Here is a 22,672-nt window from a genome sequence, read left to right as displayed (position 1 = left end):
CGCTGCTCTTCATCCCGCTGACGCACGCTCGCTACAGATCGTAAGCAGGTTCTTAGAAAAAATATTTTTCATAAAACAACATATCAGAGATCGGGGAAGAGAAAATCTGGTATCTCTTACCGCTCTTGGAATAAGCTACGGTGCTGTCTGGCTTGCCGGTACGATATACCTTTGTATCCATACTATGCCAAAATTGCTTTGCCGCAAAGCATGCATGGCACAAGATTTTGTTAAATTCTATTGATTGAGGGCAAGCCCGATGCACTTACTATTTGGCGTTGTTGTACTTGTGCTGGTTGCCAGTCTGATGTTTGTCTGGATACGCTGGCGCCGGGCGGCGCAGGCTGACTATATACGTACCTACATGTTTCCGCCCGGACTGTTGGAAAGACTACACAAACAACGTCCCGATCTGAACGTCAAAGACCAGCAACTGGTCGCCCGTGCCTTGAGACAGTTTTTCCTGGTGTATCTGAAATCCGGTTTCAAGCATATTTCCATGCCATCACAAGTGGTCGATGATCTCTGGCATGAATTTATACTTTATACAAAAAACTACGAGCAATTCTGTAAAAAAGCTTTTGGCCGCTACATGCATCACACCCCGGCTGCGGTCCTGGGTGCCAGCCAGCGTGGCAACGAAGGTTTGCGCCGTACCTGGTGGTTTGCCTGTCTCGAAGAAAATATCAATCCGCGCCGGGCGACACGTTTGCCACTACTGTTTGCACTTGATGCGAAGTGGAATATCGCCGATGGTTTCCGCTACGCACCCGATTGCAGCGCCCTGCGCAAGAATGGGGATGGCACGGTGTATTGCGGTGGTGACTTTTATGCAGGCAGTGATGGCGGCAGTAGCAGCGACCCGGTCTATGATTTTGGTGATTCCAGCCACCAAAGTAACCACAGCAGCCATGGCAGTCATGCAGACAGTGGTGGTGGCGACAGCGGCGGTGACAGTTCGGGCTGTAGCGGGGGTTGCGGCGGCGGTTGTGGTGGAGGTGGCGATTAGCGTTTGTGTTTTGCTATTTAAGCATTGCCGGGTCTGAGTGCGGCATTGCTGCTTTCCAGCCTGTCCATCAGGATTTTCTTTTCACCGGCATGGAAGTTCAGGAACTCCAGGCCGATGCGGAATGAGAATTGCGAGAGTATGGTGTAAACCATCTTGCTCTCGACTTCTATTTTCTGCGCCTGCATGCCCACGTTCAGCGGTGGCAGCGTCATGACCAGCTTCACTTTCCCGTTGAAGAAGACATTGTAGTCACAGAACATGCTGAGACCATTCTCGGAAATATCATTGACCCTGCCGTAATAGCTCAGTTTTTTACCGCCCAGTTCATGCGTCAGTGTCACTTCCCATTTGACCAGATAGCGGGTGTGAGAACGCAATAACTGCGTTTTTACCACATTGAACTTGGCCAGCGTATCCGAGATGACCGGGTTTTCTGACGGGGGAGTATCCTGCACCAGGATGGTATCAGCCAAGTCCGGGGCCGTCAGGGGCGGTGTCAGGAGGCCTTCTTCAGGGGCCACATCCTTCAGGGAAACGGGCGCTTCTGGCGCTATAGTTTCAGCGCCATACGAGACTTTTCTTTTTCCGGGTAGCTTGTGCATGCAAAGATTATATCCAGAAAAGCCTCAGTAATAATTTCCCCATGGAAATTAAAGCGAATTTCCTTAACTTTTTTGTATGAAATTTGTAGCCTGGCTCTCAGGTGCTGGTTGCCAGGCGTCTTGCTGGCCTGAATTGTTCGCGATAACTGGCTGGTGACAGGCCTGAGTGTTTTTTAAACAGACGGCGGAATGAGCTGGGGTCGCTATAACCTGTGCGTTCTGCCACTTGTTCCAGTGTCAGGGTAGTGGTTTCCAGCAGACGCTTGGCGATGTCCATCTTGACTTGCTGGGCGTAGGTGGCTGGTGTGGTATCCAGCGTCTGATGGAAGTGACGTATCACAGTGCGTTCACTGACTGCCAGATGCCGGGCCAGCGCAGGCAGGCGAAAAGGCAGGTGATGATGCAGGCTCAGCCATTTTTGGGCACGCTGCACCAGGATGTTTTCATGCTGGTGGGTATCTTGCTGGGTCAGGCTCAGCATTTGCATATACGGCATTTGCGAAGTGCGGTTGGCATCTATCAGCAAAGTCTTGGCGACACCGCTGGCGATATCCTGGCCACCAAAGCGCTCCACCAGGTGATAGGCAAGATTCAAAAAGCTGGTAGCGGCGCCGCTGGTCAGGATATTTTCATATTCATCCAGTACTTCGGACAGGCGCAGGCTGACTTCTGGGTAACGGGTCTTGAATGCCCTTTCCAGCCACCAGGTTGTTGTTGCATGGCCACCATCCAGCAAACCAGCCTCTGCCAGCAAGAAGGTGGCGCTGCAATTGGCGGCCAGTACACAGCCCTGTGCGTGTCTGGTTCGCAATATGGGGAAAAGTTCACGCATCGCATGCATGCTGCTGGTCAGGCCGGTAACACCGTTTTCCATGTACAGACCGGGTAATAAAATGATGTCAGCCTTGCTGTCAGCACGTATGCAGGCATCGGCACCCAGGCTGACCCTGGCAGGTGTCATGACAGGCTTGCCATCGATGGAATGGGTGCTCCAGGTGAACAGGGGATCTACATCATCGACGTTCTTCAGCGACCAGATGGCATTGGCGACCGCAAACACATCCAGCGGGCCAGTGACCGCAGATGCCATGCATTGAGGGTAAAGCCAGACTTCGATATGTGCCATTTGTCGTAATCTGCATCAAAAGAGTCAATACTGACACTGTCAGCGCTTTCCTGCAATACCTAGAATGTAGCCTGGAAAGTAGTTTATATGAGCAAAGGAAAAATGATGTCCTCAGCAGATACTGCCACTAATACAGCAGCAGAAGAACAGGCACAACGCCTGAACCAGTTTGGTGCCAAATTTTTGCCCGGTCACCTTGGTATCAATATCCTGGCGGTAGAAAAAGGCAAAGTCACGGCGGAGTTGCCGGTTCTGCCACATCTGCTGGCCCCAAATGGCTATCTGCATGCAGGCAGCGTGGTGACCCTGGCCGACACCGCCTGCGGTTATGGTTGCGTCGCCAGCCTGCCTGAAGGGGCACAGAGTTTTACGACAATTGAACTGAAATCCAATCACCTGGGCACCGCCCGCGCCGGCACCATCAGCGTGGTCGCCACTGCCGTGCACCTGGGCCGCACGACCCAGGTCTGGGATGCCATAGTCAGTTATGAGGGGAAGACGATTGCCCTGTTCCGTTGTACCCAAATGATTTTATTTCCCCGGAAGGATGCATGATGAGTGAGGCAAAGAGTGATGCAGCAGCGATTTTGAAACAATGGCAGGAACAGGAAGCTACAGTCCGCGCCCGCATGGCAGAACCCGGCGTGCTAGGGCTGGATCAATTGAAAGCCGTCAGCGGTATCGATTTCTTGCGTGGCATCCTCGAAGGGAAATACCCGGTCGCCCACATAGGCAAGACTTTGGATTTCATCCCGGTAGAAGGTGAAGCTGGCCGCATCGTGTTCCAGGGTACGCCGGGTTTGCAGCATTACAACCCGCTGGGCAGTGTGCATGGTGGCTATTTCTGTACCCTGCTGGACTCTGCCGTTGGCTGTGCCGTGCAATCAATGTTACCAGCAGGTGTGGGTTATACCACGCTGGAGATCAAGGTGAATCTGATCCGTGCCATGAGCGCCAAGACCGGGCCTGTGCGGGCTGAGGGCAAGGTCATTCAGGTGGGCAAGCAGGTAGGCACTGCTGAGGGGCGCATTGTGGATGCGGCGGGGAAGGTTTATGCGCATGCAACGACGACATGTTTGATTTTTCCTTTGCCTTGAGCCAAGGCTCATTGCACTGGTCGAGGTCAAACTTTAATTGAATTGAGGCAAGTTCAATTTCTTTATATTGGCAGCATAGGTTTTGCTCCTTCTCCTTCAAGGAGATTCGTGGGAATTCGCAAAGCGTAGCTTTGTGCCATGAATCTCTAAGCCGCTTGCAAGCGGCGCGGTGGAGAAGGTTGGGATGAGGATGGGGTTCTGTCGATGAACGGCAATCATAAGATACGCGGCAATCTCAGATTCGTCGCTCCTGCGCAGGCAGGAGCCTAGCGTCGTTTGTTGCATTGTCGTACTTTGATTAAAGCGATTACCCTTCGTGGAACCAGGCCGGGTCTCGGCCCGGCGGCCGAAATTCTTTCTTTGCGTCGCCAAAGAAAGAATTCAAAGAAAGGCGACCCAGGCGTAGCCGCCCCTGCGGGGTTCCCGATTGTGCAGTACAGAAAATGGGAAGATCCGAAACTCGCTTCGGCCTTGCCCTTAGGAACATGCGCTTGCAAGCGCATGCCGTTACGCAGGCGGACAGCATACTGTCCGAAACCCCTGCTACACCTCAAACAGCGGCTCTTCTGTTTCCATTTTCTGTACTGCACAATCGGCGGCTACACATGGGAACTGCAAAAGTCAAAAACAACATCGACGTCAAAAACAACATCAACGTCAAAACCAACGACACCACGACCTGAGCTACTTCAAACCTATTTCTTCGCCGCTTCCTTCTCCTGCAGTGTCCGCCACATCACTTTCCCCGTCCCCGATTTCGGCAGACTATCTACAAACTCGACAAATTTGGGCACTTTGTAAGCGGCCATTTTTTCATGTGCCCAGTTCATGATGTCTTCGGCAGTGACATCGCTGCCCGGTTTTTTGACAACCACGGCTTTGACGGTTTCGCCTCGGTAGGCATCGTGGGCGGCGATGATGCAGCATTCTTGTATTGATGGGTGCTGGTACATCATGGATTCGACTTCGGCGGGCCAGACTTTGAAGCCGCTGGCGTTGATCATGCGTTTCAGGCGGTCGGTGAAGAAGAAGAAGCCTTCCGGGTCCATATAGCCGAGGTCGCCGGAGCGGAAGAATTTTTTGCCATCGAGTTCAGCAAAAGAGTCGGCGGTTTTTTGCGGGTCTTTCCAGTAACCCTGGAAGACTTGCGGGCCGTGTATCCAGATTTCGCCGGTTTCTCCCTGTTTGACTTCCTGCAGCGTGGTTGGATCGACGATGCGGGAATCAACATTGAAGTAGGGCATGCCCAGGCACTGCTGCTTCATGCGTTGTGGCGGGTTCAGGTGGGACGGGGCCATGGTTTCTGACAGGCCATAGCCTTCCATATACACCTGTCCTGACAATTCCAGCAGCTTCTGTGCGATGGCGGCAGGCATGGCCGCGCCACCACCAGATACCCGGGTCAGTTTGGAAATATCATATTCGGCCAGTCGTGGATTCGACAAAAAATCGATCATCATCGATGGCACCAGGGTCCAGTTGCTGACGGCATAACGGGTGATCAGTTGTCCCGCAGCATCACGGTCCCAGCGTGGCAGGATGACCAGGGTACCGCCGCAATAAATCATGGCATTCATGACAGACTGCATGCCGGTGACATGGAAGAAGGGCAGTACTGCCAGTGCCACATGGGTGGCGACGATGGCGCCTGACCAGGTCGGGCTGCCGACGATATTGAACATGACCGAGCGGTGATTATGTATGCAACCCTTGGGTTTGCCGGTCGTGCCCGAGGTATAGGGCATGCAGGCCAGGTCATCCGGCCCGGCAGCATGGGGGCGCGGCTGATGGCCTGCGGTAATGGCGGCTTGCCAGCTGCTGACACCAGCTTGCTCAGCCACCTGGCGTTCTGCCTTCACAAAGTCGGGAATGGTCAGCGTCGTCGCCGCAGTCAGATGATCGGAGTAAGTAGCTACTACCGCATGTTGCAAGATGCTGTGGCCCAGCAGAGGTTGCAGGCGTGCAAAAATTTCTTGTGAGACCAGCGCGGTTCTGGCACCGCTGTCATCGATGTAATGCGCGAGTTCATCGGTCATCAGCATGGGGTTGACTGGCACGACCATGGCATCGGCACGCATGATGGCGTAGAAGCCGATGACAAATTGCGGGCTGTTTTGCATGTTCAGCAAAACCCGGTCGCCTTTTTGCACGCCGCATACTTCTTGCAGATAGCCAGCCAGGGCCAGCACTTCTTCATGCAATTGCCGGTAAGTGATGACAGTGTCATAAAAGATGATCGCCGCCTTGTCCGGGTAACGCAGCGCTGACACCTGCAGATTTGTATACACGCTGGCTTCCGGCGCGATGAGGTGATGCGGCAAGCCTTGCGGCCAGTGGGCATAGTGCAGGGTATTCATCGTCAGTCTCCATTTGGACGGGCTTTCACAAAACCGCCCCAGCTGCGTTGCAGCGCCTAGCCGTACTGAAGTACTGTCTTCGTCGCTACGCCTTGCTGGGACAATTTTGTGCAAGCCCTTATTTGTTTTTGATTATTTTTGATTAGAGTGCCATACCTAATTATTTTTTGCACGATCGTTCGCAAAATATTGATGTTTTCCAAAAACTTGAAACATTTTGTCAACATTCGGCTGAAAGGTATTGCAAACGCTGGCATGAAGCTACAATGTTAAGCATTCCCCTATTCAGCAAGACATCGGAGTCAGCGTGGTTCAGCAAATCAAAACAGCCCTAATCTTTTTTTCCAGCCTGGCTATGGTGGCCTGTGGTGGAGGCAGTGGCGGTAGTGGTGGTACCGCGGGTACAGGTGGCGGTTCGACTGCCGCCCCCATGGCAATTGCCGTCCCTGATGCGCTGACCGTGACCAGCGGCGCGCCCCTGAGCTTAAATGGCCAGGCCAGCAGCACTGCGGGTGTCATCACGAATATGTACTGGCAGGTAGAAAACCTGACCTTGTCGGCCAACCCGCTGGCAGCGGTGACGAATGCTGACTGCAAGACCATCAGCAAGAGCAGTACAGGGGCGGATGCGAGTTGCGTGCTGCAAGTGACACCGCCTACCTTGTTGACGGCGGACTATACCTATAAATTCACGCTCAATGCGGTTGATGCCAAAGGCAATACTGTCAAGGCATCCACAACTTTGCTGGTCAAGCAGGAAGCCTCTGCCACGGCCAATCCGGTAGCCAAGGTCAGCGGTAACACAACAGCTGCGTCAGGTGACAAGGTCAGTTTGAGTTGTGCCGGTAGCGGTGGTACGCCAGCCGCCACAGGCGAGCCCTACTCTTATCAATGGGTAGTCAGCGATGCTGCCGGTACCACTATCACCCTGGCACCGACAGATGCTGCCGCGACCAGCTTTACCGCGCCGGTAGTGAAAGAATCCACGGCTTTGAAAATCCAGTGCCGCGTCACTGATGACAAGCAAAAAGTCGGTACCGCAACCCAGACCGTGACAGTGACGCCTATTGTCAAACCTACGGTCGTGCCTATCTCTTACAGTGGCGGCGTGGTTGCAGCAGGCTCAACCATCACGCTGGATGGCAGCAAGTCAGTCAAATACGATGCGAATGGCAAGGTCGACAGCAGTACGCCTATCTATTATTACTGGAAGCAGAAATCTGGTCCTTCGGTAGAAATCTTCAATGCTTTCAGCAGTGTCGCCAGCGCGGCTTTACCCAAGTTTGTCGATACCCGTACACCTTTTGTATTCACCCTCAATGCGTCCAATTCCGTTATCCAGCCCGGTGGTTTCTCGCTGGACCCGCTGGTGCAACTGGATGTAGTGTTTTATGTCGATCCGCTGCCACCTATCTCGCTGGTGTCGTATACCCCGGTACAGGTAGTGCTGACCGGCAGCGCTGTGACCCTGAAGGTGGATGCACCGTCGAACACCAGCAATATCATCTATTACAGCTGGACGCAGATTGCCGGCCCTACTGTTGCATTGGCTGGTGCAGGTACCAGCAATGCCGGGTTCATCGCGCCAGCCACACCGGGTACCCTGATTTTCCGTGCTACGGGCAGCTACCAGCCAATTACCGTGGCCAATCCAGGTTCTGCTTCGATTGATGTCATCGTTACGGTACAGGCACCGGCGGTAGTGAAGTAATATCTTGAAATAGCAGCCTTGAATAAGGCAGTCAGCCAGCAAAAAGCCCCGTCATCTTGCGATGCGGGGCTTTTTGCTGGATGCACAGATTTATTCGCGTTCTATGATTTTGCGCCTGCCCAGTTTGCGCTGACGCGTCAAAGTCTTGGTCGCTACAAAAATCTCGCGCATGAAATAAATGAAGCTGCCTATCAGGGAAAACACCCCACCTACAAACAGTGTGGCGATCAGCTTGTCGAGGTTCAGGCTGGTCGCATCCCCCATGAACAGGGTGGCAATCACCAGACAGATCAGCAGACCGCAGGAGGTGCTGAGGGTGATGGCACGGTTGATCAGGTGCGAACGCTCATACAGTTCATGCAATTCTTCTTCCACGCCGGGAGGGCTGACTGCTGGGCTGTTCTCGCCGTGCAGCAGGTCTTCCACCACCCTGGAGCGGTCTATGATGCGTGCCAGACGGCTGGTCAGCACAGAGAGCGTGGTGCCAACACCGGTCAGCAGGAATACCGGGGCGATCGAGAGTTGTATGATGTGGCTGACATCACTTAATTGTAGATTAATCATGGGCAAGTCCTCAGGTTTTCCCCGGATTTTACAGGGACGTGGGCTTGCCTGGACAGGGTGTGGCAGACTTTTTGAGTATTGCTGATGCCAGCAACAGCTCAGTATTGTGCAAAGCAGGCGGCACCACTGCCCGGCAGGGCTGGCATAGCCTGCGGGGCAGGGGCAGAAAAGAGGGACTCAGGCCGTTTGCAGGGGCAGGGTCAGGCGCACTTCCAGGCCACCTTCGGGCAGATTGCTTAACTGTAATTTACCGCCATGTTGCTGGGCGATATTCTGGGCTATCGTCAGGCCCAGTCCGGTACCGCCGGATTCCCTGGAGCGCGAAGTTTCCATGCGAAAGAAGGGTTCAAATACCTTGCTTTGGAATTCAGGCGGTATGCCATGACCGCCATCGCGTATCAGCACATGCAAGACATCCTTGGCAGCATCCTTGCCTGCCACCAGGCTGACTGTCGCATACTGGCCATATTTGACGGCATTGTCGATGAGGTTGGTCAGGCAGCGGCGCAGGGCCTGTGGCCTGGCCATGACGGTCAGGCCGGGTTTGCCTTCAAAGCTGACATTTTGCCCGGCATCCGCAGCGTCGGCACAGACACTGTCAAGCAGGGAATCGAGGTCCAGCGGTTTCAGGGCTTCATTGCTGTCCATGCTGCGCGCCAGATCAAGACCTTCGCGTATCATCATCTGCATGCCTGACAGGTCTTCTATGAGCTTGTCGCGCAATTCTTCATCCTTGACCTTTTCCAGGCGCAGGCGCAGGCGCGTCAGCGGGGTTTGCAGGTCATGGGTAATGGCTGCCAGCATGTGGGTGCGCTGGGCAATGTGCTGGCGTATCCTGGCCTGCATGGCATTGAAGGCACGGGTGGCTTGCAAAATTTCTGTCGCGCCTTTTTCCGGCAGTGGCGGGCGGTTGATATCCTGGCCCAGTGCGGTGGCTGCCTGTGCCATTTGCCGCAAGGGACGCATGGTCATGCGGGCGATCAGGAAAGCCAGCACAGCGATGCTGGCCAGGAACAGGAACAGGTATTGCAAAAAGTCAGGGCGCAATGGTGGTGCCGGGTTGCGCGGTGGCAAGACCGTCAGGCGCAGGGCAGTGCCATCATGCAGGGTGATGCCCAGCGCCTCGCAGGGCAGGCGGTTGGTCTGTATGTTTTGCGGGTTGCGCGGGCAGGATGCCGGGTCCTGTGCCAATGACATCACACGAAAAGTCTTGCCCAGCCTTTCGCTGACGGCAGCCGCATATTCTGAACGGGGGGCCTGGTCGGTGGTTTCGGCAGGCAGGGTAGCTACTTTCAAACCCAGGCGCGGTGCTGTCGCCAGGAATTTTTCGCGGTTCTCTGCTGGCAGGGCATCAAGTGCCAGCACCAATTGTTCAGCCCGTTCAACGGCATGAGAATCCCGGTATTGCGATATGGTTTTCTGTCTTTCGCCAAAAGCCAGCGACCAGGTCAGTACCGCCGATGCGATGACGCCTAACAGCAGGATGGCAAATACTCTGCCCCACATCGACGATAGGATTTTCATGCATCTTGCTCCACGACGACAGTCACGGCCAGTACATAGCCACCGTTCCTGACGGTTTTGATAATCTGAGGTGAACGCGCATCTTCGCGCAGTTTTTGCCGCAAGCGGCTGATCTGAATATCAATGGAGCGGTCAAACGGGTCGGCATCGCGGCCATGCGTCATGTTCAGCAACTGGTCACGGTTCAGTACGCGGTTGGGGTGCTCAAGGAAGATATTCAGCATGCGGAATTCTGCACCCGACAAGGACACCACCATGCCGTCAGGGCTGATCAGGTGGCGTGCCGTCAGGTCCAGGGTCCAGCCGGCAAATTTAAGTTTTTGCAAGGCCTCACCAGAATGTGTGTTGGCATTGGTCTGGGTGCGGCGCAATACGCTGCGTATGCGGGCCAGCAATTCGCGTGGTTCAAAAGGCTTGGGCAGGTAATCATCTGCCCCCATCTCCAGGCCCAGTATGCGGTCCAGCGGCTCGCCGCGTGCAGTCAGCATGATGACGGGCAAAGTTGATTTGCTGCGCAAGGTGCGGCAGAGTGTCAGCCCATCATCGCCGGGCAAATTCAAATCCAGTACGACCAGATCGACCTGGTGATTTTGCAGGGCGGCCCACATGGCATTGCCTTCGGCAGCCATGATGGTGCTGTAGCCATTATTATCCAGATAATCGGCCAGCAGGTTGCGGATGTCGCGGTCATCGTCAACGATGAGAATTTTATTTGGTGTGTCCATGTTCTTCATTATGAGCCCGATCCAGTCGATGAAAACCCTGATTTTGTATCGTCTTGTTATCTTAAACCGTAACATACCACCTTATCATTCTTCACTGTTACACGTCGATACAAAGCGAGAGCAGATGGACATTTCGACGTTACAAGCCTGCTGCAAGATACGATCCATGTCTGAGACAGCAATACGGGGCTTGATGAAAGTCCAAAAAAAGCAATCAGCCAGGTTAGCCCACCATTTTGTGGAATGCATGTAGCAGATGTGTGAGCTTGTTCTAGTGTTCAGAAAGAGAAAAAATATGAAAACCTTACAAAGAAAATTCTGCATGGCTCTGGCAGTAATCAGTCTCGGTGTTGCCAGTGCAGGCAGCGCCCTGGCGCAATCTTCTGCTCCGGCATCTGCCTCTGCCCATGCTGGTCATGGCCAGCCACCTGGTGACCCTGCCAAATGGGCAGAAAAAATGAAGGAGCGCATGGCCAAGCACCAGGCTGAACTGCATGACAAATTGAAAATCACGGCTGCGCAAGAACCAGCCTGGAAAACCTTCATTGATGCCATGAATCCAGGCACCATGCCAGCCCGTCCTGACCGCAAGGAAATGGAAAAACTGACGACGCCAGAGCGTATGGAAAAAGGCCTGGAAAAAATGAAAGAGCATCTGGCGAAAATGCAAACACGCCTGACCGCCCTGAAAACCTTCTATGCTGTGCTGACACCTGAGCAGCAAAAGATTTTTGATGACAGCCATCGCCGCATGGCGTCGCACATGCGTGAACGCATGGGCAAATCCATGGGTGAACATGGCCCTGAGCATAAAATGGGTGATCGTCCGGCAATGATGGACAAGAAGTAAGCTGTAGCAAGTAAGCTTTAAGAAGCCAGATGCTGCGCGCAGTATCTGGCTTAGATGTTGTGATAGAAGGCTGTTGCGAGACGTGGGAGTGAAGCATCTTGCCCGTTTTGTGACAGCCTTTTATTTTCTGAGATTGATCCAGCTGATCAGGTTTTCTTCCAGCATGGGGCGGCCTATGTAAAAGCCCTGTCCTTCATGGCAACCCATGGCGGCCAAGGTCTTCCAGTGGGCTTCATGTTCTACCCCTTCCGCGATGACTTGCAGGCCTAGTTTTTTACCCAGCTGGGTAATCAGTTCAGCGATACGTGGCCCTTCTGGCGTATCGATCTGGTTGACGAAGGCACGGTCTATCTTGAGTCTGTCGACCGGTAATTTGTCTAGGTAGCTGAGCGAAGAAAAGCCGGTGCCAAAATCGTCAATGGCGATTTTGACGCCCAGTTTTTTCAAGCTGGCGAGTTTGCTTTCAAACAGGATGGCGCTGGTCATGGTGACTGACTCAGTGATTTCCAGTTCCAGGTTTTCTGGCTGCAAGCCAGTATCCTTCAATGCTGATTCAACGATGGCGATAAAGTCATCCTGACGGAATTGCACGACCGAGACATTCACCCCCATGCGTTGCGGCGCAATCCCGGCCTTTTGCAGTCTGACCATCATGAAACAGGCGGTACGCAATACCCAGGCACCGAGACTGATGATGAGGCCGGAATATTCTGCCAGCGGAATAAAATCATTCGGTGGTATCAGCACACCATCATCATTGCGCCAGCGTATCAGTGCCTCCAGCCCGGTGAATTTGCCAGTCTCCAGATCGATTTGCGGTTGATACATGAGGAACAGGCGCTCGGCATCAAAAGCCTTGTGCAAATGCTGCATCAGCGTTGCGCGTTCGCGTATTTCTATACCCATGGAACGGGTGAACAAGGTGCAACTGCCGCGCTGGTGTATCTTGGTACGCTTCAAGGCGATACTCGCATCTTTCAGCGGTTCGGCACCATCACCGACATAGCCTTCGAGTGCTACCATGCCTATCGACATTGAGACTGCGTGGGCAGTTTCTGCTATCGTGAATGGCTGTACAAACATCAGCTTCAGTGTTTCCGGTTCAAGCAACTCCCTGCTACCGAGCAGACCAAATACGTCACCGGAAATGCGCGCCAGGAAGATGGGAGCACCGAGCTTTTCACGCAATCTGTCGGCCACGGCCTTGAGTATCAGGTCGCCATAATGATGGCCGAGCACGTCATTGATTTCGGCAAAATCATCAATGTCCATGAGAGCGACCATTTGTCCTGGCAGTTCATTGGCCAGTGTCGCACTGATCTGCTCTATGAACTTCAGGCGGTTGGGCAGTTTCAGCAACTGGTCGCGGTAAGCATGGTTCTTGAGCTGGTTGACCAGGCTCAGGTTATCAAGGCAAACGCCTAGATTGGAACAAAATACTTCCAGCAAATGCTGGTTGATTTCTGACAGTGAAAACGGCAAGTCGATAAAGGCCGCCAGAGGGCGGTTACCCCGGCCAGAAAAATACAGCGTCATGCTGTGATCGGTGAACAATGACTCCCGGTTTGTCAACACATGCCGCAAGGCGTCGCGCACGCGGGCATTGTGGATATCATCAATCGGGCAATTCATCAGGTTGCTGTAATGCCCGGCAGAAGCGATGACGTTGAAGGTCTCAGGGATTTCTTCGTCAAGCTCATTGAGCTCACCCTGGGCACACAGCAAGCCTTCAGGCGGTACGCCACACAAGGCGGCGATCTGGGTAATCACGCCGCTGGCAAAAGACTGTATGCCATGCTCGAAAGTGAAGGCTGCGCTGGAGCTGATGATCTGGTGCAGGCCGCGCCTGCTGGCATCAATGGTACGTATTTGCTCATACGAGCGTACGGCTGCGGTCAAAGATGTCAGCAGCTTTTTGCGGGTCAGCTCATTCTTGGTTTTATAGTCATTGATGTCATAGTCGCGTATGGCTTCTTCTTCCGGCGCATAACCGGGTTGGCCGGTACGCAGGATGATGCGGGTATCGGTCCAGCCCAGTTCATCGCGGATGAAACTGACCAGCTCCAGCCCGGCATGCTCGGTTTCCATGACCACGTCCAGCAATACCACGGCGATATCGCTTTCAGTGGCGAATACCTTGCGGGTTTCACTCTTGGAGTAAGTGTGGATAAATTCCAGGGGGCGGTTCAGGATATGCACATATTGCAGCGCAAAGCAGGTGGTGCGGTGTACGTCCTCATCATCATCGACGATGGCGATTTTCCAGCTGCGCCCTGCTTGCTGAGTCGCGGCTTCTTCTTCCGCGTCCTCAACCAGGAACAGCTCATCATCATCGTCTTGTTCGTTCGACATGCCTTCTCCGGGTAGAAAAGCCTGCTAATTGATGCAACAAGTATAGTTTAAGTTTTGGTGCCGGGCGTGGCCGTGGCTCACCGACATTGTGACTTTAAGTGAAATATATTAGTCAAAACTGACATGAGGCTTGCAAGCGCAATTTTCATGCAAATCTGCGCGCGGCATCCAGGCCCAGGCCTGATCCTATGCTGCCAAAAAGATCACCTTCGACCTTCGTAGCATTCGGTACGATGCTGGCAATTTGCTGGCGTAAGCCGCGTACACCGCTGGAGCCACCGGTGAAAAACACGGTATCTACCTGTTCCGGTTTCAGGTTTGCCATGTTCAGTACGGTATTGACGGTGTCGCCGATATTGCTGGTCAGGTGGGCAATCGAGGCCTGCAAACCTTGCTGGTCCAGTGCCAGATGGCAGACGGGGCTTGCTTGTTTGCTGCGCAAACGCTCTAGTGGCAAATCTATCGCTTGTTGATCCGATAATAATATCTTGGCTTCTTCCGACTTGATGGCCAGCCAGTGACCATCGCGTTCTTCGACCAGGTTCAGCAGGCGTTCAAAGCGCAGGCGCAATTCCGGCGTATTGATATCGCGGTAAACTTCTTGCAATTCACGCCAGACTTTTTGGGTATACGTCAGGTTAATCGTGTGCCAGGTCGCCAGGTTGAAATAATAACTCGAAGGCACTTCGATCTGGCTGCCGAGGCGGCCACCCAGGCCCAGCAGCGGCATGACGTGGTTCAGGCTCAGGTATTTGTCAAAGTCAGTGCCACCTATGTGCACGCCGCCATTGGCGAGGATATCGTCTTTCCTGTCTATTTTGTGGGCACGTTCCGGTGCCAGGCGCACCAGTGAAAAGTCTGAGGTACCACCACCTATGTCGGCAATCAGTACCAGTTCTTCCTTGCTGATGCGTGATTCATAATCAAACGCGGCAGCAATCGGTTCATACTGGAATTGCACTTCCTTGTAACCGGCAGCACGGGCAATTTCTTCCAAGGTGTCTTGCGCCAGTTTGTCGGCCTTGCCGTCATCATCGATAAAATGCACAGGGCGCCCCATGACAGCCTGGGTGAATTGTGTGCCTGCAGATTTTTCTGCACGTACCTTGAGTTCACGGATAAATTGCGCCAGCAAGTGACGGAAAGACACGGCCTTGCCCTGTACCTCCGTCTGGCCGTCCATGAGGCTGGTGCCCAGCAGGCTTTTCATCGAGCGCATCAGGCGGCCTTCATGGCCAGCCAGGTAATTGCCGAGTGCCGCCCGGCCATAACTGACCTGGTCATCCTCGACATCAAAAAATACTACCGATGGCAGCGTGACTTTGTCCTCTTCCAGCGCCAGCAGCGCAGGTTGGCCCGGCCTGTGCCAGCCAACGGTTGAATTCGAGGTGCCAAAATCTACTCCACAAGCGTGCGACATGAAAATCCTGATAAAAACGGGTAAGCCAGCAGCATTCGGTGAGCTGCTGTTGACGATGATAAAAAATGGGTTAAGGCCTGATGCTGAAGAAACCAGATAGCAAAACAGTAATAATTATGGTGATTTGCTGGTATCGGCCGCATCATCGAGTCTGACGACCAGCAATTGATCTATGCGGTAGTGGTCAATATCGACGACTTCGAACTTGTAAGTCCCCAGCATGACAAAATCAGTGCGCTTGGGTATCCTTTTCAGCATCGTCATCATGAAACCGGCAATGGTCTCATAGCTTCCCTGCTCAGGCAAGCTATCGATGTCGAGCGCACGACAGACATCCTCGATTGTTGTCGCACCGTCAATGAGCCAGGAATTGGCGTCACGCTGGACGATCTGGTCTTCGAGGAAAGGATGAACGAGGTTGCCCATCAGGGTACTTAGCACATCATTGAGGGTGATGACACCCACCACCAGCGCATATTCATTGAAGATCACGGCAAAGTCTTCGCGCGTGCCCTTGAATTGTTCCAGCATTTCAGACAGGGTCAGCGAATCAGGCACGGCAAGAGCTGTGCGTATTGATAACTCCTGCACCTTGGTGAAAGCCTGGTTGGTCAGCACCCGTTTCAAGATATCCTTGGATTCTACATAGCCGACCACATTGTCGATATTGCCATCACAGACCAGGAACTTGGTATGTGGGTGCTCGGCGATTTTCTGGCGTATCACCACATCGCTGTCCTGCAGGGTGAAGTAGACGATGCTGTCGCGCTGCGACATCGCCGATGGCACGGTGCGGCTTTCCAGCTCGAACACATTACCTATCATGTGATGCTCGCTTTCCAGCACTACCCCGGCTTCAGCCCCGGCATCAAACATCGCATAAATTTCATCTGAAGTGATTTGTTCATTGCGTGTCGTTGGCAAATTGAACAGCCGCAGGAACAGGTTGGCCAGTCCATTGAAGACCCAGACCAGGGGTTTGAACAGGCGCACGCACAAGAGTATGGGGCTGACCACCAGCATGGCCACGGTCTCTGGCGAAATCATGGCGATCTTCTTCGGCAGCAGGTCAGCAAACAAAATGAAGATCGAGGTCACGAATAAAAAGGATGTCACGAAGCTGACAGTTTCTATCCAGCTCACCAGGCCAAACACAGCGACCAGGGCTTTCTGGATATACGGCGTCAAAGCCTGTTCACCGAGTATACCGCCAAGTATGGCCACCGCATTCAGGGCGATTTGTACCACCGTGAAAAAATGCCCAGGCTCTTGCTGCAAGGCCAGTACCTTGCCTGCACGCTGCTCGCCCTCGGCATGCAGTATCTGCAATTTGACCTTGCGCGCAGCCGCCAGCGAAATCTCTGACATGGAAAAAAATGCGCTGATGGCGACCAGCAAGGCAATGATGAGAAAGTGATCAAACAAAGCCATATTGCCCTCTATGCGAATGTACTTAGTAGTAATCATATACTATTAGGCTTTGAAGATTCCGCTAAAAGGATGTCTGGTATGACAAGTTCTGAACAGGCAGATGCTCCCAAGCCGCTGCCGACCAATGTACGTTTTGTATTGATCACGGTATTCCTCGACATCCTTGGCATAGGTCTCATCATCCCGGTCTTGCCACGGCTGGTGGCGAGTTATACCTTGCAGGCAGACAGCCAGGCTTACTGGTATGGTGCGATAGTCGCCATTTATGGTGTCATGCAATTCATCTTTGCACCGATGATAGGCGCACTCAGTGACCGTTATGGCCGCCGCCCGGTCTTGTTGATATGTGTATTTGGCCTGGGCCTGAATTTCCTCTTGCTGACCCAGGTCACGACTATTTACTGGATGCTGCTGGTGCGTGCTATCGGTGGCGTTACCGCAGGTAATTTATCCGTGGCAAATGCCTATATCGCGGATGTCTCCAGCCCGGAAAACCGTGCCAAGGCGCTGGGCAAGATAGGCGCCATGTTTGGCCTGGGTTTTATCTGTGGTCCCGTCATTGGTGGCTTGCTGGGTGAGGCGCATATCCACTATCCGTTTTATCTGGCAGCAGCGGTGTCGCTGGGCAACGTGGTGTATGGTTATTTTTCACTGCCAGAATCCCTGCCTGCGGATCACCGCAAGGACTTTCATATTTCTTCCGCCAATCCCTTTGCCGGTTTGCGTGGGCTTGCGCATTTGCGTGGCGTCGGCGCGTTGGTGTGGGTATATGCATTGACCATGTTTGCTCAATTTACGCTGCAAACCACCTGGGTTTTATCGACAGAATTGCGCTTTGGCTGGACGCCCATGCAAAATGGTTTTTCACTATTCATGGTTGGTGTTTCCAGCGTACTCATGCAGGGCGTTTTCTTGGGGTCTTATATCAAACGTGTTGGCGATGCCAATGCAGTCCTGATTGGCCTCGCCTCATCGACGCTAGCACTGACCTGTTATGGCCTGGCGAACCAGGGTTGGATGATGTATGTGCTGATCCTGTGCAATGTGCTGGCCTTTGCTGCCGGGCCTGCCTTGCAAGGTTTTTTCTCGCGTGCCGTCGATGCACGTTCGCAAGGCCTGGCCATGGGTTCGCTGACAGCGCTGGCCAGTATCATGAGCGTGTTTGCCACGCTGATAGGTACATCCATCGTTGGGCAAGTCAGTCATTTCCCTAAAGGCAGTATCTTGCTGGGTGCACCTTTCTTTTTGGCGGCGACCATACAGTTGATGGCACTGACCCTGGCACTGCGGCATCTGAAAAAATAGTTGCAGCCGGAATGCAAAAAGCGGACGCAAGGTCCGCTTTTTTTGCCTGCAATCTGCATTAAGCTTAGCGCACTGCTGTATGCATGGATGCCGTATCCATCAAGAGTTCCGGGTCTTCTGCCTCTTCCACGGTTTCATTATTCAAACGTCTTTGCATCTTGACGGTATCCACATCGTTCCCCATTTGGCAACCACGACAGTGGCAACACCGTTACCGATCAGATTCGTCAATGCGCGTGCTTCTGACATGAAACGGTCTATACCAAGTATCAGCGCCAGGCCAGCAACCGGTACGCCGCCAACCGCAGACAATGTTGCTGCCAGTACGATGAAGCCACTGCCTGTGATACCGGCTGCGCCTTTGGATGTCAGCAACAAGACTGCCAGCAAAGTGATTTGCTGCATCAGCGTCATCGGTGTATCTGTGGCTTGGGCGATAAAAACAGCAGCCATGGTCAGGTAGATCGACGTGCCATCCAGATTGAAAGAGTAGCCAGTAGGGATCACCAGGCCAACCACGGATTTTTTCACACCCAGGTTTTCCAGTTTGGCCATCATGCGTGGCAACACTGATTCTGAAGACGATGTGCCGAGTACGATGAGTAATTCTTCCTTGATGTATTTGACGAATTTCCAGATGCTGAAGCCATGTACTTTAGCGATAGCACCAAGTACTCCGAAGATGAAGATCAGGCAGGTTGCGTAGAAAGTCGCCATCAGGAAGCCGAGTTGCACCAGCGAGCCGACACCATATTTACCTATCGTGAAAGCCATCGCGCCAAAGGCACCGATAGGAGCTACTTTCATGATGTAGCCAACGATGACAAACAGCACGTGGGAGAATTTTTCGACCAGGTCAAATACCAGCGTGCCACGACCACCAAAACGATGCAGGGCAAAGCCAAAGAAGATGGAGATCAGCAATACCTGCAATATCTCACCCTTGGCAAACGCATCGGTGAACGTAGTAGGGATGATGGCCATCAAAAATTCTGTCGTGGTCTGCATTTTGCCGGGACCAGCAAAGGCAGCGATGCCCTTGGTGTCGAGCGTATGCACATCGATATGCATGCCAGCACCAGGTTGCACGAGATTGACGATGATGAGGCCGATGATCAGTGCCAGGGTACTGACAACTTCAAAATACAGCAGTGCCATGCCACCGGTTTTGCCGACTTTTTTCATGTCTTCCATACCCGCTATTCCAACGACCACGGTACAGAAAATAATCGGTGCGATCATCATCTTGATGAGCTTGATGAAACCGTCACCAAGAGGCTTCATGGCAGCGCCGGATTCAGGATAAAAATGGCCAAGCATCACACCCAGAATGATGGCGGTGATGACTTGAAAATACAGGGATTTGTAGAAGGCTTGAGCTTTCATCCTTGGTCTCCATTGGATGGTAGAAAGTCTCGCCTGTATCACATCATCATGGCGAGCACGTTGCGGAATATTTTTTTCCGTCAGTGCAGCCATTATGGGAAATGCGTGGAACAGCCACAATTGTGGCTTTCCACAGTGCCTAATTTTTATGCAGAAATTTACGCAGCAATGTGTTGTCTTGAAGAAGCCTGATGTTGAATAATGCGACCCAGTAAACGCATCGCATCATCCAGATCCTGGGTGTAAGGCATGCCGCAATTGATACGCAAAAAATGATCAAAACGATTTGAATTGGAATACATCAAACCTGGCGAAACCAGGATACTCTCCTCTAGAGCGGCATCAAAAACAGCGCGTGATGAAGTGCCTGTCGGCATCTCCACCCACAAGGAAACACCACCGGCTGGCATGGTCACGCGCGTGCCTTCGGGAAAATATGTGGCAATCGCTTCAGCCATTTTTTCTCTTTGCGTGGCGAGGCTGCTACGTAGTTTCCGCAGGTGCCTGTCATAAGCTGATGACAGCAAAAAAGTTGCTGTGACTATCTGTGACAATTCTTCGTTGTAACGTGTGTGCGCATACTTCAGCATGTTGACCCGTTCTTGCCAGCGGCCTGCCAGTATCCAGCCTACGCGCATGCCGGGCGCAAGTATCTTGTGTACCGATGCGCAGTAAATCACGTTGCCGCTATGGTCCCATTGTTTGAGTGCAGTTGGGATTTTGTCGCCATCGGCGAGGGCGCTGTAGGAGTCATCTTCTATCAGCGGTATGCCTTGTTTTTCACACAGTGCCACCAGTTTTTGCTTGTGCTGGTCAGGCATCATGCTGCCCAGCGGATTTTGCAAATGCGGCACCACCACGACTGCCTTGATATTGTCATAGGTCTGCATCGCCAGCTCCAGCGCTTCGACTGACATGCCAGTGCTGGGGCTGGTCGGTATTTCCAGCGCCTTCATGCCCAGGCTTTCCAGCACTTGCAAGAGGCCATAAAAGGTTGGTGATTCGACGGCGATGACATCACCCGCTTGCGCCACCGCACGCAAGGCCAGGTTCAGGGCTTCGATACAGCCATTGGTGATGATGACCTGTTCTGCCGAGGTGCTGATGCCAGAATCAAGCGCACGCTTGGCCAGCGCTGCTTTGAGTTCGCGGTTGCCACCCGGCGATATTGCCTTGGTCAGCAGTTCTGGATAACGGCGCAAGGTGCTGACAGTCAGGCTGCGTAATTGCTGGTGCGGGTACAGGGCAGGGCCACCGGTGGCACGTGCCAGATTGCATTTCACCTGGCGCTGGCCCTGGGCGATGATTTCAGACACTTTTTCATGAATACCGACAAACTGTGCCGGGTCGATGATCTTGCCTATGGTTGGTTCCTGCGCCGGTATCAGGCGCACCCGGCGTGGCTGTCGCACAAAATAACCGGACCGCGGGCGCGCTTCCAGCCAGCCCTCGGTCTCCAGCTGGCGACACAGCTGCAGGGCCGTCGATAGACTTACCCCGTGTACATGCATGAGCTTGCGCACCGAAGGCATGCGGTCACCGAGCTTGAGCGTGCCACAACGGATCGCATTCAGATAATGGTCGGCCAGTTGCCTGTAGAGAGGTAAGGTTTGCATAGCTTGACGATGTAAAGATGCTCAGGGCCTGCACAGATACAGTTCAGGGCTAACGATACAATAACAGATTATGAATTCGCTGTCTGATGCGATACAGATGTGTGTTTTCTGTGTCTGTGCAGGTTTGCTGACCAGGCCTATCCTGATACCTGTATCCAAAGCTCTTTTTGGGTCATTTTCAGGAGCATTACCATGCATAGCAACAGCATCAGGCAAGACCAGAGCATGCACTGCCTGTTGGCGGCAGGCAGCACCTTATATGTGAAGACAGGGAAACTGCGTTTAATCGCCTGGCCGCAATTTGTCGAGGGGCTGGCATGGCAGGCGGATACGGTATTGGACACAGGCTGTGTGTATCAGGTGCCAAATGATGGCTGGGTAGAATTGCGGGCGTTGCAGACCAGTGATGTCCTGCTGCAAAAGCCAGAGCCTGTGCGCTGGTGGCAAGCGTTGGTACAGGCCTGGCAATCATTGTGGGCGGGCTGGCGTGGTCACCAGCCGCACTAAGGAAAATTAAGAGAAATTAAGGGAAAAACTCTTTCAGCAAAAAGTTTTCCAGCTCGGCAGAATCTTCTGGCCGGGCCGACTTGACGATCACGCGGCCCAGCCTGCGGGATTCCCAGTTGAAGTCGCCCTTGTATTCCATACGTATGATTTCTATCATGCGGCGCACTACTGCCAGGCGTACGTCACCACCAAGACCAGCATCGACTTCAAAGGATTGCTTGCCATTCGAAGCAATGACACGGGTGTTCCAGCCACGGAAAGTAAAGCTGGCTACCCGCGTGCCTACAGTCCCCAGTTCAAACACACCACTGCCACCACCACGGTTGGCCGCCTGTTGCATGCTGCGTTTGACATTGGCTTCGGCGACTTCCTGCGGGGTCATGCCACGGCCTGCCTGACGTGCACCGTCATTTTCCTGGGCGGCGGCCTGCTCTGCCGCACGGCGGCGCTCACGCGCAGCATTGGCCAGGGCCATCATATCCATTTCTGGCGGGGTCTCTTTGGCTTGTGGCGGCGGTGGTTGTGCTACCGGCGAGTCTGTGACTGGCGGTGGCGGTATTTTGGGCCGGGTGATTGCGTTTTTGGATGGTGGCACCCGCACCGGCTTGGATTCAGCTTTTTGCTTTTGCGGCGCAGTCGCCTGTTTGGGGGCTTTGGCCACCTTGTCCATGATAAAGACCATGGGTTCGCTGGAACCAGCCTTGTCAAGCTTCTTCTTGAGCACATTCATGTGCAGCAGGAAGTACAGCAAGAGCCCGTGGACCAGCAAAGCCAGCAAGATGCCGAACATATTCGCAGGGCGAAACCGGATATGCAAATGAATTTCGCCCGGCAGGGCAACTTCATCCTCAGGCGCTTCTATGCTCAACTTCATGGACTATATGAACCGGTGTGCAGAATTTCAAGGTGGCAAGGATACCTCAAACTATGTCTCTCCCTGTAACAAAGATTGTCTGTCGCTGAATCGGCAAACCGGCGCATGCTGATAAAAAACGAAAGTGTAACAAATGACGCGCCCGGTTTTTGAATCTTTAATGCTATTTACATTTGCAAGTAACAAACTATATAGAAAATTAGCCTAACTCCTGAC

General features: G+C 53.3%; 19 protein-coding genes and 1 pseudogene. 8 read left to right on the top strand and 12 right to left on the bottom strand.

Features of this window, described 5'->3' with window-relative positions; genetic code table 11:
• Nucleotides 1-259 precede the first annotated feature (259 nt).
• Complete coding sequence (locus tag UNDYM_RS27425; RefSeq protein WP_162043978.1) at nucleotides 260-1,009, top strand: hypothetical protein; 750 nt, start codon at nucleotides 260-262, stop codon at nucleotides 1,007-1,009.
• 17 nt (nucleotides 1,010-1,026) lie between these two features.
• Here UNDYM_RS27425 and UNDYM_RS27420 read toward each other — a convergent pair whose 3' ends face one another.
• Together UNDYM_RS27420 and UNDYM_RS27415 are read right to left on the bottom strand one after the other, a co-directional pair.
• The gene (locus UNDYM_RS27420; protein ID WP_162043977.1) at nucleotides 1,027-1,611 is read right to left on the bottom strand and encodes a PilZ domain-containing protein; all 585 of its coding nucleotides are present in this window, start codon (nucleotides 1,609-1,611) and stop codon (nucleotides 1,027-1,029) included.
• 97 nt (nucleotides 1,612-1,708) lie between these two features.
• Nucleotides 1,709-2,737 carry a GlxA family transcriptional regulator gene (locus UNDYM_RS27415; protein WP_162043976.1) on the bottom strand — a complete coding sequence of 343 codons (1,029 nt, stop codon included), beginning with the start codon at nucleotides 2,735-2,737 and terminating at the stop codon, nucleotides 1,709-1,711.
• Between the two features lie 105 nt (nucleotides 2,738-2,842).
• Between UNDYM_RS27415 and UNDYM_RS27410 the strand changes: the two genes are divergently transcribed.
• From UNDYM_RS27410 to UNDYM_RS27400, 3 genes are all read left to right on the top strand, one after another.
• The gene (locus tag UNDYM_RS27410) at nucleotides 2,843-3,292 is read left to right on the top strand and encodes a PaaI family thioesterase (protein ID WP_162043975.1); all 450 of its coding nucleotides are present in this window, start codon (nucleotides 2,843-2,845) and stop codon (nucleotides 3,290-3,292) included.
• A complete protein-coding gene (locus UNDYM_RS27405) occupies nucleotides 3,292-3,834 on the top strand; it encodes a PaaI family thioesterase (protein ID WP_162043974.1) in 543 nt (180 codons plus the stop codon). The genes UNDYM_RS27410 and UNDYM_RS27405 overlap by 1 nt, the downstream gene beginning before the upstream one ends.
• A 443-nt stretch (nucleotides 3,835-4,277) precedes the next feature.
• Nucleotides 4,278-4,517, top strand: coding sequence for a hypothetical protein (locus UNDYM_RS27400; RefSeq protein ID WP_162043973.1), 240 nt, complete (start codon nucleotides 4,278-4,280; stop codon nucleotides 4,515-4,517).
• Between the two features lie 12 nt (nucleotides 4,518-4,529).
• Here the strand turns inward: UNDYM_RS27400 and UNDYM_RS27395 are convergent, their stop codons facing one another.
• Entirely contained in the window at nucleotides 4,530-6,191 is a 1,662-nt protein-coding gene (locus tag UNDYM_RS27395; RefSeq protein ID WP_162043972.1) for a long-chain fatty acid--CoA ligase, read from the bottom strand.
• A gap of 307 nt (nucleotides 6,192-6,498) precedes the next feature.
• Here UNDYM_RS27395 and UNDYM_RS27390 point away from each other — a divergent pair, with 307 nt between their 5' ends.
• Nucleotides 6,499-7,902 carry a hypothetical protein gene (locus UNDYM_RS27390; RefSeq protein WP_162043971.1) on the top strand — a complete coding sequence of 468 codons (1,404 nt, stop codon included), beginning with the start codon at nucleotides 6,499-6,501 and terminating at the stop codon, nucleotides 7,900-7,902.
• A gap of 90 nt (nucleotides 7,903-7,992) precedes the next feature.
• On the opposite strand, the gene UNDYM_RS27385 is transcribed toward UNDYM_RS27390, so the two are convergent.
• From UNDYM_RS27385 to UNDYM_RS27375, 3 genes are all read right to left on the bottom strand, one after another.
• Nucleotides 7,993-8,463 (bottom strand): DUF2721 domain-containing protein, encoded by a 471-nt coding sequence (locus UNDYM_RS27385; RefSeq protein ID WP_162044819.1) that lies wholly within the window; start codon nucleotides 8,461-8,463, stop codon nucleotides 7,993-7,995.
• A gap of 180 nt (nucleotides 8,464-8,643) precedes the next feature.
• Nucleotides 8,644-9,990 carry an ATP-binding protein gene (locus tag UNDYM_RS27380; RefSeq protein WP_162043970.1) on the bottom strand — a complete coding sequence of 449 codons (1,347 nt, stop codon included), beginning with the start codon at nucleotides 9,988-9,990 and terminating at the stop codon, nucleotides 8,644-8,646.
• On the bottom strand, nucleotides 9,987-10,715 hold the full coding sequence (locus UNDYM_RS27375; protein WP_174244970.1) for a response regulator: 729 nt from the start codon (nucleotides 10,713-10,715) through the stop codon (nucleotides 9,987-9,989). Before UNDYM_RS27375 ends, UNDYM_RS27380 begins: the two co-directional genes overlap by 4 nt.
• A 295-nt stretch (nucleotides 10,716-11,010) precedes the next feature.
• Here UNDYM_RS27375 and UNDYM_RS27370 point away from each other — a divergent pair, with 295 nt between their 5' ends.
• Nucleotides 11,011-11,565: a Spy/CpxP family protein refolding chaperone gene (locus tag UNDYM_RS27370; RefSeq protein ID WP_162043968.1), complete on the top strand. Its 555-nt coding sequence runs from the start codon at nucleotides 11,011-11,013 to the stop codon at nucleotides 11,563-11,565.
• Between the two features lie 120 nt (nucleotides 11,566-11,685).
• Here the strand turns inward: UNDYM_RS27370 and UNDYM_RS27365 are convergent, their stop codons facing one another.
• From UNDYM_RS27365 to UNDYM_RS27355, 3 genes are all read right to left on the bottom strand, one after another.
• Nucleotides 11,686-13,917 carry an EAL domain-containing protein gene (locus UNDYM_RS27365; protein WP_162043967.1) on the bottom strand — a complete coding sequence of 744 codons (2,232 nt, stop codon included), beginning with the start codon at nucleotides 13,915-13,917 and terminating at the stop codon, nucleotides 11,686-11,688.
• A gap of 145 nt (nucleotides 13,918-14,062) precedes the next feature.
• Nucleotides 14,063-15,337 carry an Hsp70 family protein gene (locus UNDYM_RS27360; protein ID WP_162043966.1) on the bottom strand — a complete coding sequence of 425 codons (1,275 nt, stop codon included), beginning with the start codon at nucleotides 15,335-15,337 and terminating at the stop codon, nucleotides 14,063-14,065.
• A gap of 114 nt (nucleotides 15,338-15,451) precedes the next feature.
• The gene (locus UNDYM_RS27355) at nucleotides 15,452-16,804 is read right to left on the bottom strand and encodes a hemolysin family protein (RefSeq protein ID WP_255456510.1); all 1,353 of its coding nucleotides are present in this window, start codon (nucleotides 16,802-16,804) and stop codon (nucleotides 15,452-15,454) included.
• Between the two features lie 42 nt (nucleotides 16,805-16,846).
• Here UNDYM_RS27355 and UNDYM_RS27350 point away from each other — a divergent pair, with 42 nt between their 5' ends.
• Complete coding sequence (locus UNDYM_RS27350; RefSeq protein WP_162043965.1) at nucleotides 16,847-18,073, top strand: TCR/Tet family MFS transporter; 1,227 nt, start codon at nucleotides 16,847-16,849, stop codon at nucleotides 18,071-18,073.
• Nucleotides 18,074-18,137: 64 nt separating this feature from the next.
• On the opposite strand, the pseudogene UNDYM_RS27345 reads toward UNDYM_RS27350, so the two are convergent.
• A pseudogene (locus UNDYM_RS27345) lies at nucleotides 18,138-19,459 on the bottom strand (dicarboxylate/amino acid:cation symporter).
• A 158-nt stretch (nucleotides 19,460-19,617) separates the two neighbouring features.
• Nucleotides 19,618-21,075: a PLP-dependent aminotransferase family protein gene (locus UNDYM_RS27340; protein ID WP_162043964.1), complete on the bottom strand. Its 1,458-nt coding sequence runs from the start codon at nucleotides 21,073-21,075 to the stop codon at nucleotides 19,618-19,620.
• 192 nt (nucleotides 21,076-21,267) lie between these two features.
• On the opposite strand from UNDYM_RS27340, the gene UNDYM_RS27335 reads away from it, so the two are divergent.
• Nucleotides 21,268-21,582, top strand: coding sequence for a hypothetical protein (locus UNDYM_RS27335; RefSeq protein ID WP_162043963.1), 315 nt, complete (start codon nucleotides 21,268-21,270; stop codon nucleotides 21,580-21,582).
• Between the two features lie 16 nt (nucleotides 21,583-21,598).
• Here the strand turns inward: UNDYM_RS27335 and UNDYM_RS30885 are convergent, their stop codons facing one another.
• Nucleotides 21,599-22,456 carry a hypothetical protein gene (locus UNDYM_RS30885; RefSeq protein ID WP_162043962.1) on the bottom strand — a complete coding sequence of 286 codons (858 nt, stop codon included), beginning with the start codon at nucleotides 22,454-22,456 and terminating at the stop codon, nucleotides 21,599-21,601.
• Nucleotides 22,457-22,672 lie beyond the last annotated feature (216 nt).

Source organism: Undibacterium sp. YM2, assembly GCF_009937975.1.
GTDB lineage: Bacteria > Pseudomonadota > Gammaproteobacteria > Burkholderiales > Burkholderiaceae_D > Undibacterium.
The sequence above is the reverse complement of the archived record's forward strand: the minus strand, read 5'-3'. Positions and strand labels throughout refer to the sequence as shown.